Below are 16,371 nucleotides of genomic sequence, written 5' to 3'. Positions count from 1 at the left end.
GCGCTCTGCTGCGCCCGGCAGCGCCTGACCCAGATTGTTCAAAGCGGCTTGCCGACTGACCCCGGATTTGAGTGACCACCATGCCAAAACGTACAGACATCAAAAGCATCCTGATTCTCGGCGCTGGCCCGATCGTGATCGGCCAGGCCTGCGAATTCGACTACTCCGGCGCCCAGGCGTGTAAAGCCCTGCGCGAAGAGGGTTTCCGCGTCATCCTGGTGAACTCCAACCCCGCCACCATCATGACCGACCCGGCCATGGCCGACGCCACCTACATCGAACCGATCAAGTGGCAGTCGGTGGCCAAGATCATCGAGAAGGAACGCCCGGACGCGGTATTGCCGACCATGGGTGGCCAGACCGCACTGAACTGCGCCCTGGACCTGGAGCGCCACGGCGTGCTGGAAAAGTTCGGCGTGGAGATGATCGGTGCCAACGCTGACACCATCGACAAGGCCGAAGACCGCTCGCGCTTCGACAAGGCCATGAAAGACATCGGCCTGGAGTGCCCGCGCTCGGGCATCGCCCACAGCATGGAAGAGGCCAATGCGGTACTGGAGAAGCTGGGCTTCCCTTGCATCATTCGCCCTTCGTTCACCATGGGCGGCACCGGCGGCGGCATTGCCTACAACCGTGAAGAATTCGAAGAAATCTGCACCCGTGGTCTGGACCTGTCGCCAACCAAGGAACTGCTGATCGACGAATCGCTGATCGGCTGGAAGGAATACGAGATGGAGGTGGTCCGCGACAAGAAGGACAACTGCATCATCGTCTGCTCGATCGAGAACTTCGACCCGATGGGCGTGCACACCGGTGACTCGATTACCGTAGCCCCGGCGCAGACCCTCACCGACAAGGAATACCAGATCATGCGCAACGCCTCGCTGGCGGTGCTGCGTGAAATCGGTGTGGAAACCGGCGGTTCCAACGTGCAGTTCGGTATCTGCCCGAACACCGGCCGCATGGTCGTCATCGAGATGAACCCGCGGGTTTCCCGTTCGTCGGCCCTGGCCTCCAAGGCTACCGGCTTCCCGATCGCCAAGATCGCTGCCAAGCTGGCCATCGGCTACACCCTTGATGAGCTGCAGAACGACATCACCGGCGGCCGCACCCCGGCGTCCTTCGAGCCGTCGATCGACTACGTGGTCACCAAGCTGCCACGCTTCGCCTTCGAGAAATTCCCGAAAGCCGACGCCCGCCTGACCACCCAGATGAAGTCCGTGGGTGAAGTCATGGCCATCGGCCGTACCTTCCAGGAGTCCCTGCAGAAAGCCCTGCGCGGCCTGGAAGTTGGTGCCTGCGGTCTGGACCCGAAAGTTGACCTGGCCAGCCCGGAAGCTGCCGGTATCCTCAAGCGCGAACTGACCGTGCCGGGCGCCGAGCGTATCTGGTACGTGGCTGACGCTATGCGTTCGGGCATGACCTGCGAAGAAATCTTTGCCCTGACCGGCATCGACATGTGGTTCCTGGTGCAGATGGAAGATCTGATCAAGGAAGAAGAGAAGGTCAAGACCCTTGCCCTGTCGTCGATCGACAAGAACCTGATGCTGCGCCTCAAGCGCAAAGGCTTCTCGGACCAGCGCCTGGCCAAGCTGCTGGGCATCACCGACAAGAACCTGCGCCGTCACCGCCACAAGCTGGAAGTGTTCCCGGTGTACAAGCGCGTCGACACCTGCGCCGCCGAGTTCGCCACCGACACCGCCTACCTGTACTCCACCTATGAGGAAGAGTGCGAGGCCAACCCGTCGACCCGCGACAAGATCATGATTCTGGGTGGCGGCCCTAACCGTATCGGCCAGGGTATCGAGTTCGACTACTGCTGTGTGCACGCGGCACTGGCGCTGCGCGAAGACGGGTACGAGACCATCATGGTCAACTGCAACCCGGAAACCGTCTCCACCGACTACGACACCTCGGACCGCCTGTACTTCGAGCCGCTCACCCTGGAAGACGTGCTGGAAGTGTGCCGCGTCGAGAAACCGAAAGGCGTGATCGTCCACTACGGTGGCCAGACCCCGCTGAAACTGGCCCGCGCCCTGGAAGAGGCCGGCGTACCGATCATCGGTACCAGCCCGGACGCCATCGACCGCGCCGAAGACCGTGAGCGCTTCCAGCAGATGGTTCAGCGCCTGAACCTGCTGCAGCCGCCGAACGCGACCGTGCGCAGCGAAGAAGAGGCCATCAGCGCAGCTGGCAGCATCGGTTACCCACTGGTGGTGCGCCCGTCCTACGTACTGGGTGGTCGCGCCATGGAGATCGTCTACGAACTGGACGAGCTCAAGCGCTACCTGCGTGAAGCGGTGCAGGTGTCGAACGACAGCCCGGTACTGCTGGACCACTTCCTCAACTGCGCCATCGAGATGGATGTGGATGCCGTGTGTGACGGCACCGACGTGGTCATCGGCGCGATCATGCAGCACATCGAACAGGCCGGCGTTCACTCCGGTGACTCGGCGTGCTCCCTGCCACCTTACTCGCTGAGCAAGGAAGTGCAGGACGAAGTTCGCGTACAGGTTGCCAAGATGGCCCTTGAGCTGGGTGTTGTCGGCCTGATGAACGTGCAGCTGGCCCTGCAGGGCGACAAGATCTACGTGATCGAAGTCAACCCGCGCGCCTCGCGTACCGTGCCGTTCGTGTCCAAGTGCATCGGCACTTCCCTGGCCATGATCGCGGCCCGTGTCATGGCCGGCAAAACCTTGAAGGAGCTGGGCTTCACTCAGGAAATCATCCCGAACTTCTACAGCGTCAAGGAAGCCGTCTTCCCGTTCGCCAAGTTCCCGGGGGTTGACCCGATCCTCGGCCCTGAGATGAAATCGACCGGTGAGGTCATGGGTGTTGGTGATACCTTCGGTGAAGCGTTCGCCAAAGCCCAGATGGGTGCCAGCGAAGTGCTGCCGACAGGTGGTACCGCGTTCATCAGCGTGCGTGACGACGATAAGCCACAAGTGGCTGGCGTTGCCCGCGACCTGATCGCCCTGGGCTTCGAAGTGGTTGCAACGGCGGGTACCGCCAAGGTTATCGAAGCGGCTGGCCTTAAAGTGCGCCGCGTGAACAAGGTAACCGAAGGCCGCCCGCATGTGGTCGATATGATCAAGAACGACGAGGTGTCGCTGATCATCAACACCACCGAAGGCCGCCAGTCGATCGCCGATTCCTACTCGATTCGTCGCAATGCGCTGCAGCACAAAATTTACTGCACCACGACCATTGCGGCCGGTGAAGCCATCTGTGAAGCGCTGAAATTCGGTCCGGAAAAGACCGTTCGTCGCTTGCAGGATCTGCATGCAGGAATGAAAGCATGAGCATTATCAAGTACCCGATGACCGTCCAGGGCGCACGCGCCCTGGAAGAGGAACACCTGTTTCTGAGCAAGACCGAGCGCCCGCGCCTGAGCCAGGCCATTGGCGAAGCGCGCGAGCTGGGCGACCTGAAGGAAAACGCCGAATACCATGCCGCGCGCGAAGAGCAGGGCATGGTTGAAGCGCGTATCCGCGATATCGAAGGCCGCCTGCAGAACGCGGTCATCATCGACGTGAAGACCATCCCGCACACCGGCAAGGTCATCTTCGGCACCACCGTCGAGCTGGCCAACACCGAGACCGACGAGCGAGTGAAATACCAGATCGTCGGTGAAGATGAAGCTGACGTGAAACAGGGCAAGCTCTCGAGCGGCGCCCCTATCGCCAAGGCCATCATCGGCAAGGAAGAAGGCGACGTAGTCGTCATCAAGACGCCAAGCGGCACGGTCGAGTACGAGATTGTCGAAGTCCAGCACATCTGACCGGCGCCTGCGGGCGCCATCCCTGGAGGGGATCCTCTGGCAGCTGGCCCAGGTGTTCTGGGTTGGCGGCCTGTGGGTGTTCCATGTAGGGCTGGTGCCTGCGCTGAAAGTCAGTGGCCTGGCGCCGCTGCTGGTGCAGGATATCGCCGGCCAGATCGACCGTTGGTTGATCGGGGTGGCATTGCTAGGCTTGTTGACCCAGCTGGCGGTGCTGGCGAGGGTGGACGGCCTGCCGGCCTGGTGGCGGCAGTTCCGTGGCCAGATGCTGTTGCTCGGCCTGGGGGCGTGCGTGGGGTATTACACCCTGCGCTACGGCATCTCGGTGGGCGAGCGCTGGCAGATGTTCTGTTTTCTGGTATTGGGTTTTTCCGGCATCGTGCTGGTGGCCCAGCCCGTTCCGGTCAGGCCGCGCCGCTAGGCGCAGCCCACTGCCAGGCTTTTGTGGGAGCCGGCTTGCCGGCGATGCGCGAGGCGCCAACGGGTAGGTAAGACGGTTGCTCCCACAAGCGACCTTGCCGTTACTTGTAACGGTGAATGTTGGACAGCTGCTTGTTCGGCTGTGGGTTCTTGCGGTAGATCAGGGCTTTCTTGCCGATGGTCTGCACCAGTTCGGCACGGCCGGCCTTGCACAGCGCGGCGATGGTTTCGGCGCGTTCTTCGCGGTCTTCCGAACGAATTTCGACCTTGATCAGCTCATGGTCGACCAGCGCGCGCTCAAGTTCGGCGACCACGCCTTCATTCAAACCGTTGCCAGCAACGATCAGGACCGGCTTCAGGTCATGACCAATGGACTTGTATTGCTTCTTCTGCTCGTTATTGAGCGGCATAATCTGACCCTTTCCGTCTGATTCTGTAAAATTGACAGGCATTTTACCCGAGGGCCCCCGGCTCCGCCCAGTCAATCACGACGCATATCATCGAGGTGCCCCGTGGTACAACGTTCCAAAAGCAGCGCCAACTGGCTGCGCGAACACTTCAACGACCCTTTCGTCAAACAGGCGCAAAAGGATGGCTACCGTTCGCGGGCCAGTTACAAACTGCTCGAGATCCAGGAAAAGGACCGGCTGATCCGCCCTGGCATGAGCGTAATCGACCTGGGGGCCGCCCCGGGTGGCTGGTCGCAGGTGACCAGTCGTCTGATTGGTGGCCAGGGCCGGCTGATTGCCTCTGACATCCTGGAAATGGACTCCATCCCCGATGTCACCTTCATTCACGGCGATTTCACCGACGATGAAGTCCTGCAGCGTATTCTCGAGGCCGTCGGCGATTCGCACGTGGACCTTGTGATTTCCGATATGGCCCCCAATATGAGTGGTACGCCCGAAGTGGACATGCCACGTGCCATGTTCCTCTGCGAGCTGGCCCTGGATCTGGCGACCCGCGTGCTCAAGCCCGGTGGGGACTTCCTGATCAAGATCTTCCAGGGTGAGGGCTTCGACGTGTACCTCAAGGACGTGCGCAGCAAGTTCGACAAGGTGCAGATGCGCAAGCCGTCGTCGTCGCGGGACCGCTCGCGCGAACAGTACTTGCTGGGCAAGGGTTTCAAAGGAGCATGACAAGGTTTGAAGCGGGGTGGCCGATAGTTAATTCCAATCGGCCACTGCGTCAGGATCGTCCGAACTTCGTGTAGTCTGGATTTCACAAAGGGTTACAGACGGTGCCTGCGGTTGCGTAGGTAATGTAGTAAGTTAGGGCGATGAATATCATGCGAGGCACGGCTGCGTCGTGCGCCGGCCTCAGAGGGTAGCGAATTGAACGACATGGCAAAGAATCTGATCCTCTGGTTGATCATCGCAGCCGTCCTTGTGACGGTGATGAACAACTTCTCAAGCCCTAACGAGCCGCAGACCCTCAACTATTCCGACTTCATCCAGCAGGTCAAGGATGGCAAGGTCGAGCGAGTGACCGTCGACGGCTACATCATCACCGGCAAGCGCTCCGACGGCGACAGCTTCAAGACCGTGCGCCCGGCCATTACCGACAATGGCCTGATCGGCGACCTGGTAGACAACCATGTCACTGTCGAAGGCAAACAGCCTGAGCAGCAGAGCATCTGGACGCAATTGCTGGTTGCCAGCTTCCCGATCCTGGTCATCATTGCCGTGTTCATGTTCTTCATGCGCCAGATGCAAGGCGGTGCGGGCGGCAAGGGCGGCCCCATGAGCTTCGGCAAGAGCAAGGCACGCCTGCTGTCCGAAGACCAGGTCAAGACCACCCTGGCTGACGTCGCGGGTTGTGACGAGGCCAAGGAAGAGGTCGGCGAGCTGGTCGAGTTCCTGCGTGACCCTGGCAAGTTCCAGCGCCTTGGCGGCCGCATTCCTCGCGGCGTGCTGATGGTCGGCCCACCCGGTACCGGTAAAACCCTGTTGGCCAAGGCCATTGCCGGCGAGGCCAAGGTACCGTTCTTCACCATTTCCGGTTCGGACTTCGTGGAGATGTTCGTGGGTGTCGGCGCCAGTCGTGTGCGCGACATGTTCGAGCAGGCCAAAAAGCACGCCCCGTGCATCATCTTCATCGACGAGATCGACGCTGTCGGCCGCCATCGTGGTGCCGGTATGGGCGGCGGTCACGACGAGCGTGAGCAAACCCTCAACCAGTTGCTGGTCGAGATGGACGGCTTTGAAATGAACGATGGCATCATCGTCATCGCCGCCACCAACCGCCCGGATGTGCTGGACCCGGCACTGCTGCGCCCTGGCCGCTTTGACCGCCAGGTGGTGGTTGGCCTGCCGGATATCCGTGGCCGTGAACAGATTCTCAAAGTGCACATGCGCAAGGCGCCGATTGGCGACAACGTCAACCCGGCCGTGATTGCCCGCGGTACACCTGGGTTCTCCGGTGCAGACCTTGCCAACCTGGTCAACGAAGCTGCACTGTTCGCCGCGCGCGCCAACAAGCGCCTGGTGGACATGAAAGAGTTCGAACTGGCCAAGGACAAGATCATGATGGGCGCCGAGCGCAAGACCATGGTCATGTCCGAGAAAGAAAAGCAGAACACGGCCTACCACGAAGCGGGTCATGCCATCGTCGGTCGCCTGGTGCCTGAGCACGACCCGGTTTACAAGGTGTCCATCATCCCCCGTGGCCGCGCCTTGGGTGTGACCATGTTCCTGCCGGAAGAAGACCGCTATAGCCTCTCCAAGCGCGCGCTCATCAGCCAGATCTGCTCCCTGTACGGTGGCCGTATCGCTGAAGAGATGACCCTGGGCTTCGACGGTGTCACCACCGGTGCGTCCAACGACATCATGCGCGCCAGCCAGATCGCCCGGAACATGGTTACCAAGTGGGGCCTGTCCGAGAAGCTGGGCCCGCTGATGTATGCAGAGGAAGAGGGCGAGGTGTTCCTGGGCCGCAGTGCAGGTAGCCAGCAGGCCAGCGTCTCCGGCGAAACGGCCAAGTTGATCGACTCCGAAGTGCGCAGCATCATCGATCATTGCTACGCCACCGCCAAGCAGATCCTGACCGAAAACCGCGACAAGCTCGATGCGATGACCGAAGCGCTGATGAAGTACGAGACCATCGACGCCGAGCAGATCGATGACATCATGGCCGGCCGTACCCCCCGCGAGCCGCGTGACTGGGATGACGACTCCACTTCAGGCACCCCGGCAGCGCCTCAGGGTGACCGCCCCGAGTCGCCAATCGGTGGTCCGGCGGCGCAAAACTAAGGGCAGCTATGAGCTCAGTGCAGTACCCGACCCGGTTGCCTTGCGGCAACCGGGTTCTTGATTTGTCGCGTACCCATGTCATGGGTATTCTCAATATCACCCCTGATTCCTTTTCCGACGGCGGCCGGTTCAGCCAGCGTGACGAAGCCCTGCGCCATGCTGAAGCCATGGTCGCGGCCGGCGCCACGCTGATCGACATCGGCGGTGAGTCGACCCGGCCCGGTGCACGCCCGGTATCGGTTACCGAGGAGCTTGAGCGGGTGGCACCCATGGTCGAGGCCATCAACAGCCGGCTGGACGTGGTGGTGTCAGTGGATACTTCCACCCCGGCAGTGATGCGCGAAGCCGCGCGCCTTGGTGCCGGGCTGATCAATGACGTGCGTGCCCTGGAGCGCGATGGCGCACTGGATGCTGCTGCCGATACCGGCTTGCCTGTTTGCCTGATGCACATGCGCGGCGAGCCCGGTAACATGCAGGACGACCCCCATTACGACAATGTGACCGAGGACGTCGCGCGCTACCTTGAGCAGCGCATGGCAGCCTGTGCGGCCGCTGGCATTGATGCCAGCAGAATCATCCTTGACCCGGGCTTTGGCTTCGCCAAGACGCTGGCGCACAACCTCAGCCTGTTCAAACATATGGAAGCGCTCTATCGCCTGGGCCGCCCACTGCTGGTGGGTGTGTCGAGAAAGAGCATGATCGGCCTGACGCTGGAGCGTCCGGTCGGCGAGCGCTTGTACGGCAGCCTGGCGCTGGCGGCGTTGGCCATGACCAAGGGGGCAAGCATCCTCCGGGTCCATGATGTGGCCGAAACCGTCGATGTGGTGCGCATGATTGCTGCGGTGCAAGGCGCCGAATAAGAACTCTGGAGTTTCTATGAGCAGAAAATACTTTGGTACCGACGGCATTCGTGGCCGCGTCGGGGAATACCCGATCACCCCTGACTTCATGTTGAAGCTTGGCTGGGCTGCTGGCATGGCCTTCCGCAAGCAGGGCAATTGCCGTGTGCTGGTCGGCAAGGACACGCGCATTTCCGGTTACATGTTCGAGTCCGCGCTCGAGGCGGGGCTGTCTGCCGCCGGCGCCGATGTGATGCTGCTGGGCCCCATGCCAACGCCTGCCATCGCCTACCTCACGCGCACGTTCCACGCCGAGGCCGGTATCGTCATCAGTGCTTCGCACAACCCGCATGACGACAACGGCATCAAGTTCTTCTCGGGCCAGGGCACCAAGCTGCCCGATGAGGTCGAGCTGATGATCGAGGAACTGCTCGACCAGCCCATGACCGTGGTCGAGTCGAGCAAGCTGGGCAAGGTATCGCGCATCAACGATGCCGCCGGGCGCTACATCGAGTTCTGCAAGAGCAGCGTGCCCAGCAGCACCAGCTTTGCCGGCCTCAAGCTGGTGGTGGATTGCGCCCACGGGGCCACCTACAAGGTGGCGCCCAGCGTGTTCCGCGAACTGGGTGCCGATGTGACCGTGCTGCATGCCCAGCCCGATGGCCTGAACATCAACGAAGGCTGTGGTTCGACCCACATCGAGTCGCTGCAGGCTGCGGTGCTGGTGGGGCATGCCGACCTGGGTATCGCGTTCGACGGCGACGGCGATCGTGTGCTGATGGTTGACCACACCGGTGCCATTGTCGATGGCGACGAGCTGCTGTTCATCATTGCCCGTGACCTGCAGGACCGCGGCAAGCTGCAGGGCGGGGTGGTAGGCACGCTGATGAGCAACCTGGGCCTGGAGCTGGCGCTCAAAGACCTGGATATTCCGTTCGTGCGGGCCAAGGTCGGCGACCGCTATGTCATGGCCGAACTGCTTGAGCGCGAGTGGCTGGTGGGGGGCGAGAATTCCGGCCACGTGGTGTGCTGCAACTACACCACCACGGGCGATGCGATCATTGCTGCGCTGCAGGTGCTGATGGCGCTCAAGCGCCGCGGCGAAACCCTGGCCCAGGCGCGTCAGGGGCTGCGCAAATGCCCTCAGGTGTTGATCAACGTGCGCTTCGGTGCAGGTAAGGTCGACCCGCTGGAGCACCCGGCGGTGAAAGAGGCCGCTGCGCAGGTCACCGAGGCCCTGGCGGGGCGCGGGCGGGTGCTGTTGCGCAAGTCCGGTACCGAGCCGCTGGTGCGGGTGATGGTGGAGGGCGAGGACGAGGCGCCGGTGCGTCAGCATGCCGAGGCGCTGGCGAAATTGGTCAGCGAAGTTTGTGCCTGAAGGCGCTTGCCAGCGCGGATCTGGTTGGGTAAGATCTGCGCCCACTTTGACCGACGAGGTAAAGCATGCGTCGCCCTATGGTAGCTGGTAACTGGAAGATGCACGGTACCCGCGCCAGCGTCGCTGAGCTGACCGAGGGCTTGAGCAATCTCGCCCTGCCGAGCGAAGTGGAAGTCGCGGTATTTCCGCCAGCCTTGTTCATCCACCAAGTGGTTGATGGCCTGGCGGGTACACACATTACCGTCGGCGCACAGAATTCTGCAGTACTGCCCGAACAGGGTGCGCTGACCGGGGAAGTTGCTCCGGAACAGCTGGTTGAAGCAGGTTGCAAGTTGGTGTTGGTGGGTCATTCAGAGCGTCGCCAAGTAATGGGCGAAGGTGATGAAGTACTCAACCGCAAGTTTGCAGCGGCCCAGGCCAAAGGTTTGAAGCCCGTGCTGTGCATAGGGGAAACCCTGGAAGAGCGCGAAGCTGGCAAAACGCTCGAAGTTGTCGGGCGTCAACTAAGCAGTATCATCGAAGCTTTCGGTGTTGCCGCTTTTGCCAATGCAGTAATTGCCTATGAGCCTGTATGGGCCATTGGTACTGGCCTTACGGCCACGCCTCAGCAGGCTCAGGATGTGCACGCCGCCATCCGCGGTCAGCTGGCGGCGGAAGATGCTGAAGTAGCTGCGAAGGTGCAGTTGCTCTACGGCGGCAGCGTGAAGGCGGCCAATGCGGCCGAACTGTTCGGCATGCCGGATATCGATGGGGGCCTCATTGGTGGCGCTTCCCTGAACGCAGACGAATTCGGTGCAATTTGTCGCGCCGCAGGAAACTGAAAAAATGCTGGAAACAGTCATCGTCGTTTTTCATCTGTTGGCAGCGCTGTCGCTCGTAGTGCTGGTACTGTTGCAACAGGGCAAGGGGGCGGAAGCAGGTGCATCTTTTGGTGCCGGCGCTTCCAATACCGTCTTCGGAAGTCAGGGCTCTGCCACCTTCCTAAGTAAATTAACTGCTATACTCGCTGCCACTTTCTTTTTGACAGCACTTGGGTTAGGATACTTCGCGAAGCAACAAGCTCACCAGCTTAGCCAAGCAGGTCTTCCAGATCCGGCAGTGCTTGAAGTGAAAGAGCAGCCAAAACCGGCAGTCAATGATGATGTACCGGTGCTCCAACAACAGAAGAGCGAAGCCACTCCGAATTCGGGTGATGTACCTCCTCCGGCAGAAGAGCAGAAGTAACGGGTTTCAAGTAGTATTGCCGAGGTGGTGGAATTGGTAGACACGCAACCTTGAGGTGGTTGTGCCCATAGGGTGTAGGGGTTCGAGTCCCCTTCTCGGTACCAATTAAAGCTTGAGAGCCCGCTTTAGCGGGCTTTCTTGTAGGCGACGGTTTGGAATTGACCCTCAAGCGGGTTAGGTCTTATACTTTCGCCCCAGCTTTGTCGCGGGGTGGAGCAGCTTGGTAGCTCGTCGGGCTCATAACCCGAAGGTCGTTGGTTCAAATCCAGCCCCCGCAACCAGCTTCAGCGGAGCCCCTTTTCAGGGGCTTTTTGCTAACCGAACAGTTCAGGCGTCGTTGTCCAACGGCGCTTTCAGGGATGGGCGCTTCGCCCATTTTTTATTTGCACAGCATGCACGAGGGGGTTCAGGTGTCGAGCAAGCTAGAACAGTTGCAGGCCTTGTTGGCCCCGGTTGTCGAGGGTCTGGGCTATCAGTGCTGGGGAATCGAGTACGTTTCCCAAGGCAAGCATTCGGTACTGCGCATCTACATCGACAAGGAAGACGGCATTTTGGTGGATGACTGCGAAGCAGTCAGCCGTCAGGCCAGTGCCATCCTCGATGTGGAAGATCCAATCAGCAGTGAGTACACCCTCGAGGTGTCTTCTCCCGGCATGGATCGCCCACTGTTCACTCTGGAACAGTTTGCCTCGCATGCCGGCGAACAAGTGAAGATCAAGCTGCGCTCACCCTTCGAGGGTCGTCGTAACTTCCAGGGCCTTCTCCGTGGTGTGGAGGAGCAGGATGTGGTGGTCCAGGTGGACAACCAGGAGTTCCTTTTGCCGATCGATTCGATCGACAAGGCCAATATTATTCCCAGTTTTGACTGAGACGTGCCGGGCCCGACGGATTATCCGGGCCTAATGGCTTGCGCAAGGCGAGGCGTACGATGAGCAAAGAAGTACTGCTGGTTGTTGAATCGGTATCCAACGAAAAAGGTGTACCCCCCGGCGTCATTTTCGAAGCGCTGGAGGTGGCCCTGGCTACCGCAACCAAAAAACGTTTTGAAGACGAAGTGGATCTGCGTGTGGAAATCAACCGCCACACCGGTAGCTACGAGACGTTCCGCCGCTGGACCGTGGTCGACGAAGCCGACCTGGACGACCCGGCCATCGAAACCTGGCTCGACAAGATCAAGGACACTCACCCGGCTGCCAAGGTCGGTGACGTGATCGAAGAAAAGATCGAGTCCATCGAGTTCGGCCGTATCGCCGCCCAGACCGCCAAGCAGGTCATCGTGCAGAAGGTCCGTGAGGCCGAGCGCGCCCAGGTGGTGGATGCCTATCGCGAGCGCGTTGGCGAAATCATCTCCGGCACCGTGAAGAAGGTGACGCGCGATAACGTCATCGTCGACCTTGGCAACAACGCCGAGGCGCTGCTGGCCCGCGAAGACATCATTGCCCGCGAAACCTTCCGTGTCGGTGTGCGCCTGCGTGCACTGCTGAAGGAAATTCGCACCGAAAACCGTGGCCCTCAGCTGATCCTGTCGCGTACTGCGCCACAGATGCTGATCGAGCTTTTCCGCATTGAAGTGCCGGAAATCGCTGAAGGCCTCATTGAAGTCATGGCTGCTTCCCGTGATCCGGGATCGCGAGCCAAGATCGCCGTCCGCTCCAAGGACAAGCGTATCGACCCGCAAGGCGCCTGTATCGGCATGCGTGGGTCGCGCGTCCAGGCTGTATCCGGGGAGCTGGGTGGTGAGCGTGTGGATATCGTCCTGTGGGATGATAACCCGGCGCAGTTCGTCATCAACGCCATGTCGCCGGCTGAAGTCGCGGCGATCATCGTTGATGAAGATGCCCATGCCATGGACATCGCCGTTGCCGAAGACAACCTGGCCCAAGCCATTGGTCGTGGTGGTCAAAACGTTCGCCTGGCCAGTCAGTTGACCGGCTGGACCCTGAACGTGATGACCGAGAAGGACATCCAGGCCAAGCAGCAGGCCGAAACCGGTGACATCCTGCGCAATTTCATTGACGAGCTGGAAGTCGACGAGGAGCTGGCCCAAGTGCTGGTCGACGAAGGCTTCACCAGCCTCGAAGAAATTGCCTACGTACCGTTGGAAGAAATGCTCAACATCGATGGCTTTGACGAAGATATCGTCAATGAGCTCCGCGCTCGGGCCAAGGACCGTTTGTTGACCAAGGCCATCGCTACCGAAGAAAAACTGGCAGACGCACATCCAGCTGAAGACCTGCTCTCCCTTGAGGGCATGGACAAGGACCTGGCAGCGGAACTGGCGGTGCGCGGCGTGGTTAACCGCGAAGACCTGGCCGAGCAGTCGATCGACGATCTGCTCGACATCGACGGCATCGACGAAGAGCGTGCCGGCAAGTTGATCATGGCCGCCCGAGCCCACTGGTTCGAGTAATTAGGCGCGGCCTGAGGAGAGAAGTGCATGACGCAAGTCACGGTGAAAGAACTGGCCCAAGAGGTCGAGGCACCGGTAGAGCGCCTGCTGCAGCAGATGCGTGAGGCAGGTCTGCCGCACACCGACGCCGGTCAGGTAGTGACCGACAATGAGAAGCAGACCCTGCTGACTCATTTGAAGAGCAGCCACAAGAGCAAGGCGGAAGAGCCGCGCAAGATTACCTTGCAGCGCAAAACCACCAGCACCCTGCGTGTCGCCGGTAGCAAGAGCATCAGCGTAGAAGTACGCAAGAAGAAAGTATTCGTGCAGCGCAGCCCGGAAGAAATCCAGGCTGAGCAGAAGCGTGAGCTGGAAGAGCGCCGTGCGGCTGAAAACGCTGCACGTGACAAGGTCGAGGCCGAAGTCCGTCAGCGCAACGAGGAGCAGGCACGTCGCCAGGCCGCTGAGGCGCCTGCCGCTGCACCTGCGCCTGCCGCCAAACCGGCACCGGCACCGGCCGCTGCTGCACCGGCAGTTGCCGACGCCCCTGCGTCCGAAGACGCCGCAGCCCGTGCTGCCGAGCGCAAGAAGGACGAGACCCGTCGCAACGAAAGCCGTACCCGTGATGACGACCGTCGTCGTGGCGAGGCGCCGCGTGTGTCGATCAAGGTCAAGGTAAAAGAGAAGGAAAAGGCGCCTACGCCGCGTGCAGCACCGCGCACCACCGACGAAGAGAGCGATGGCGCTCGTCGTGGCCGTGGTGGCAAAGGCAAGCTGAAGAAGCGTAACCAGCACGGCTTCCAGAACCCGACTGGCCCCGTCATCCGTGACGTGACCATCGGCGAGACCATCACCGTCTCCGAGCTGGCCAACCAGATGTCCGTCAAGGGCGCTGAAGTGGTCAAGTTCATGTTCAAGATGGGTACCCCGGTAACCATCAACCAGGTGCTCGACCAGGAAACCGCACAGCTGATCGCTGAAGAGCTGGGCCACAAGGTCACCCTGGTCAGCGATACCGCCCTGGAAGACTCCCTGGCCGAATCGCTGAAGTTCGAAGGCCAGTCCGAGTCGCGTGCGCCGGTGGTTACCGTCATGGGTCACGTCGACCATGGCAAGACCTCGCTGCTCGACTACATTCGTCGTGCCAAGGTTGCCGCTGGCGAAGCCGGTGGTATCACCCAGCACATCGGTGCCTACCATGTGGAAACCGACCGCGGCATGGTCACCTTCCTCGACACCCCGGGCCACGCAGCGTTCACCCAGATGCGTGCCCGTGGTGCCAAGGCCACCGACATCGTCATCCTGGTGGTGGCGGCGGACGACGGCGTGATGCCTCAGACCCGCGAAGCCGTTCAGCACGCCAAGGCTGCTGGCGTACCGCTGGTGGTTGCGGTGAACAAGATCGACAAGCCAGGTGCTGACCTCGATCGCATCCGTAACGAACTGGCCGTCGAAGGCGTGACCTCCGAGGACTGGGGTGGTGACACTCCGTTCGTCAAGGTTTCGGCGAAGATGGGTACCGGTGTCGATGAACTGCTCGAAGCCGTCCTGCTGCAGGCCGAGATCCTCGAACTGACCGCAACCCCGACCGCGCCAGGTCGTGGTGTAGTCGTCGAATCGCGCCTGGACAAGGGCCGCGGCCCGGTGGCCACCATCCTGGTTCAGGACGGTACCCTGCGCCAGGGCGACATGGTGCTGTGCGGCTCCAACTATGGCCGCGTGCGTGCCATGCTCGACGAGAACGGCAAGCCTGTTAAGGAAGCCGGCCCGTCGATCCCGGTCGAAATCCTCGGCCTGGACGGTACCCCGGAAGCCGGTGACGAGCTGTCGGTGGTGGCTGACGAGAAGAAAGCCCGCGAAGTTGCCATGTTCCGTCAAGGCAAGTACCGCGAGGTCAAGCTGGCCCGCGCTCACGCTGGCAAGCTGGAAAACATCTTCGAGACCATGGGTCAGGAAGAGAAGAAAACCCTCAACATCGTGCTCAAGACCGATGTGCGTGGTTCGCTCGAAGCGTTGAACGGCTCGCTTGGCGGCCTGGGCAACGACGAAGTGCAGGTTCGCGTGATCGGTGGTGGTGTAGGTGGTATCACCGAAAGCGACGCCAACCTGGCGCTGGCTTCGAATGCAGTACTGTTCGGCTTCAACGTGCGTGCCGATGCCGGTGCGCGCAAGATCGTCGAGCAGGAAGGTCTGGATATGCGTTACTACAACGTGATCTACGACATCATCGAAGACGTCAAGAAAGCCCTGACCGGCATGCTCGGCAGCGATGTTCGCGAGAACATCCTGGGCGTTGCCGAAGTGCGTGACGTGTTCCGCTCGCCGAAGTTCGGCGCCATCGCTGGCTGTATGGTCATCGAGGGTACCGTGTACCGCAACCGCCCTATCCGCGTACTGCGCGAGGACGTTGTGATCTTCGAAGGCGAGCTGGAATCGCTGCGTCGCTTCAAGGACGATGCTGCCGAAGTGCGTAACGGCATGGAGTGCGGTATTGGCGTGAAGAGCTACAACGACGTCAAGGTCGGCGACAAGATCGAAGTCTTCGAGAAAGTCCAGGTGGCTCGTACCCTTTAAGGGCGGGCACGTTGCGGGCAGCCCCTCTACGGGGCGGCTTGCAACACCTCTTCAGGTAGCGCCCGGTCAGGCATTGGTCTGACCGGGCGTTTGCCGCTTTAAGTTACAGGTAACAAGAATGGCCAAAGAATATAGCCGTACCCAACGCATTGGCGATCAGATGCAGCGCGAGCTGGCCGAGCTGATCCGCCGTGAAGTCAAGGACCCGCGCGTCGGTCTGGTCACCATCACCGCTGTTGACGTCAGCCGCGACCTGGGCCATGCCAAGGTGTTCATCACCGTGATGGGCGAGGAAACCCCCGACGCCGTGCAGCAGTCGCTGAAGGCGCTGAACAGCGCAGCCAGCTTCCTGCGCCTGCACCTGGGCCGCTCCATGCAACTGCGCAGCGTGCCGCAGCTGCATTTCCATTTCGATGAAAGCGTCAGCCGTGGTGTTCACCTGTCGGCGCTGATCGAACGTGCAGTGGCCGAAGACCGCCTGCACAAGGATGCCGACGAGCCGGACACCAAGGAGTAAG

The 16,371-nt window shown here is 60.9% G+C and carries 14 protein-coding genes and 2 tRNA genes; 15 read left to right on the top strand and 1 reads right to left on the bottom strand.

All coding sequences use genetic code 11. The features are described 5' to 3' along the window. Positions 1-80: 80 nt before the first annotated feature. From carB to IAE38_RS13080, 3 genes are read left to right on the top strand one after another with little or no spacing between them, the layout of a single operon-like run. On the top strand, positions 81-3,302 hold the full coding sequence (carB, locus tag IAE38_RS13090; protein WP_201209780.1) for a carbamoyl-phosphate synthase large subunit: 3,222 nt from the start codon (positions 81-83) through the stop codon (positions 3,300-3,302). Continuing rightward, positions 3,299-3,781, top strand: a complete 483-nt coding sequence (gene greA / locus IAE38_RS13085) for a transcription elongation factor GreA (protein WP_174435883.1) — start codon at positions 3,299-3,301, stop codon at positions 3,779-3,781. Before carB ends, greA begins: the two co-directional genes overlap by 4 nt. After that, on the top strand, positions 3,759-4,199 hold the full coding sequence (locus tag IAE38_RS13080; protein WP_201163613.1) for an MFS transporter: 441 nt from the start codon (positions 3,759-3,761) through the stop codon (positions 4,197-4,199). Before greA ends, IAE38_RS13080 begins: the two co-directional genes overlap by 23 nt. Before the next feature lie 100 nt (positions 4,200-4,299). On the opposite strand, the gene yhbY is transcribed toward IAE38_RS13080, so the two are convergent. Then, positions 4,300-4,608: a ribosome assembly RNA-binding protein YhbY gene (yhbY, locus tag IAE38_RS13075; protein ID WP_028632629.1), complete on the bottom strand. Its 309-nt coding sequence runs from the start codon at positions 4,606-4,608 to the stop codon at positions 4,300-4,302. 102 nt (positions 4,609-4,710) lie between these two features. Between yhbY and rlmE the strand changes: the two genes are divergently transcribed. From rlmE to rbfA, 12 genes are all read left to right on the top strand, one after another. Beyond that, the gene (rlmE, locus tag IAE38_RS13070) at positions 4,711-5,337 is read left to right on the top strand and encodes a 23S rRNA (uridine(2552)-2'-O)-methyltransferase RlmE (protein WP_028632628.1); all 627 of its coding nucleotides are present in this window, start codon (positions 4,711-4,713) and stop codon (positions 5,335-5,337) included. 204 nt (positions 5,338-5,541) lie between these two features. Then, entirely contained in the window at positions 5,542-7,449 is a 1,908-nt protein-coding gene (gene ftsH, locus IAE38_RS13065) for an ATP-dependent zinc metalloprotease FtsH (RefSeq protein WP_028632627.1), read from the top strand. 8 nt (positions 7,450-7,457) lie between these two features. After that, positions 7,458-8,309 (top strand): dihydropteroate synthase, encoded by an 852-nt coding sequence (gene folP, locus IAE38_RS13060; RefSeq protein ID WP_028632626.1) that lies wholly within the window; start codon positions 7,458-7,460, stop codon positions 8,307-8,309. Between the two features lie 16 nt (positions 8,310-8,325). Further along, on the top strand, positions 8,326-9,666 hold the full coding sequence (glmM, locus tag IAE38_RS13055) for a phosphoglucosamine mutase (protein ID WP_201217893.1): 1,341 nt from the start codon (positions 8,326-8,328) through the stop codon (positions 9,664-9,666). 65 nt (positions 9,667-9,731) lie between these two features. Then, the gene (gene tpiA, locus IAE38_RS13050) at positions 9,732-10,487 is read left to right on the top strand and encodes a triose-phosphate isomerase (protein WP_201217891.1); all 756 of its coding nucleotides are present in this window, start codon (positions 9,732-9,734) and stop codon (positions 10,485-10,487) included. Positions 10,488-10,491: 4 nt separating this feature from the next. Continuing rightward, on the top strand, positions 10,492-10,890 hold the full coding sequence (secG, locus tag IAE38_RS13045; protein WP_028632623.1) for a preprotein translocase subunit SecG: 399 nt from the start codon (positions 10,492-10,494) through the stop codon (positions 10,888-10,890). Between the two features lie 18 nt (positions 10,891-10,908). Beyond that, a tRNA-Leu gene (locus tag IAE38_RS13040) sits at positions 10,909-10,994 on the top strand. Between the two features lie 100 nt (positions 10,995-11,094). Next, positions 11,095-11,171 (top strand) — tRNA-Met (locus IAE38_RS13035). A gap of 129 nt (positions 11,172-11,300) precedes the next feature. Then, entirely contained in the window at positions 11,301-11,759 is a 459-nt protein-coding gene (gene rimP / locus IAE38_RS13030; protein ID WP_033694237.1) for a ribosome maturation factor RimP, read from the top strand. A gap of 59 nt (positions 11,760-11,818) precedes the next feature. Further along, positions 11,819-13,300 carry a transcription termination factor NusA gene (nusA, locus tag IAE38_RS13025; RefSeq protein WP_060481626.1) on the top strand — a complete coding sequence of 494 codons (1,482 nt, stop codon included), beginning with the start codon at positions 11,819-11,821 and terminating at the stop codon, positions 13,298-13,300. A 27-nt stretch (positions 13,301-13,327) separates the two neighbouring features. Beyond that, positions 13,328-15,853 carry a translation initiation factor IF-2 gene (gene infB / locus IAE38_RS13020; protein WP_201209771.1) on the top strand — a complete coding sequence of 842 codons (2,526 nt, stop codon included), beginning with the start codon at positions 13,328-13,330 and terminating at the stop codon, positions 15,851-15,853. 118 nt (positions 15,854-15,971) lie between these two features. Then, positions 15,972-16,370 carry a 30S ribosome-binding factor RbfA gene (rbfA, locus tag IAE38_RS13015; protein ID WP_028632620.1) on the top strand — a complete coding sequence of 133 codons (399 nt, stop codon included), beginning with the start codon at positions 15,972-15,974 and terminating at the stop codon, positions 16,368-16,370. Position 16,371: the final 1 nt, after the last annotated feature.

The organism is Pseudomonas sp. S32, assembly GCF_016648095.1.
GTDB classification, from domain to species: Bacteria; Pseudomonadota; Gammaproteobacteria; order Pseudomonadales; family Pseudomonadaceae; genus Aquipseudomonas; species Aquipseudomonas parafulva.
Note: the sequence above shows the minus strand (reverse complement) of the source record. Positions and strands in the feature narration are given on the sequence as shown.

Coding starts and splice junctions, on each gene's coding strand:
- ftsH (WP_028632627.1), top strand. CDS start 5,542: ATGGCAAAGAATCTGATCCTCTGGTTGATCATCGCAGCCGTCCTTGTG.
- yhbY (WP_028632629.1), bottom strand. CDS start 4,608: ATGCCGCTCAATAACGAGCAGAAGAAGCAATACAAGTCCATTGGTCAT.
- folP (WP_028632626.1), top strand. CDS start 7,458: ATGAGCTCAGTGCAGTACCCGACCCGGTTGCCTTGCGGCAACCGGGTT.
- tpiA (WP_201217891.1), top strand. CDS start 9,732: ATGCGTCGCCCTATGGTAGCTGGTAACTGGAAGATGCACGGTACCCGC.
- glmM (WP_201217893.1), top strand. CDS start 8,326: ATGAGCAGAAAATACTTTGGTACCGACGGCATTCGTGGCCGCGTCGGG.
- infB (WP_201209771.1), top strand. CDS start 13,328: ATGACGCAAGTCACGGTGAAAGAACTGGCCCAAGAGGTCGAGGCACCG.
- carB (WP_201209780.1), top strand. CDS start 81: ATGCCAAAACGTACAGACATCAAAAGCATCCTGATTCTCGGCGCTGGC.
- nusA (WP_060481626.1), top strand. CDS start 11,819: ATGAGCAAAGAAGTACTGCTGGTTGTTGAATCGGTATCCAACGAAAAA.
- rbfA (WP_028632620.1), top strand. CDS start 15,972: ATGGCCAAAGAATATAGCCGTACCCAACGCATTGGCGATCAGATGCAG.
- secG (WP_028632623.1), top strand. CDS start 10,492: ATGCTGGAAACAGTCATCGTCGTTTTTCATCTGTTGGCAGCGCTGTCG.
- greA (WP_174435883.1), top strand. CDS start 3,299: ATGAGCATTATCAAGTACCCGATGACCGTCCAGGGCGCACGCGCCCTG.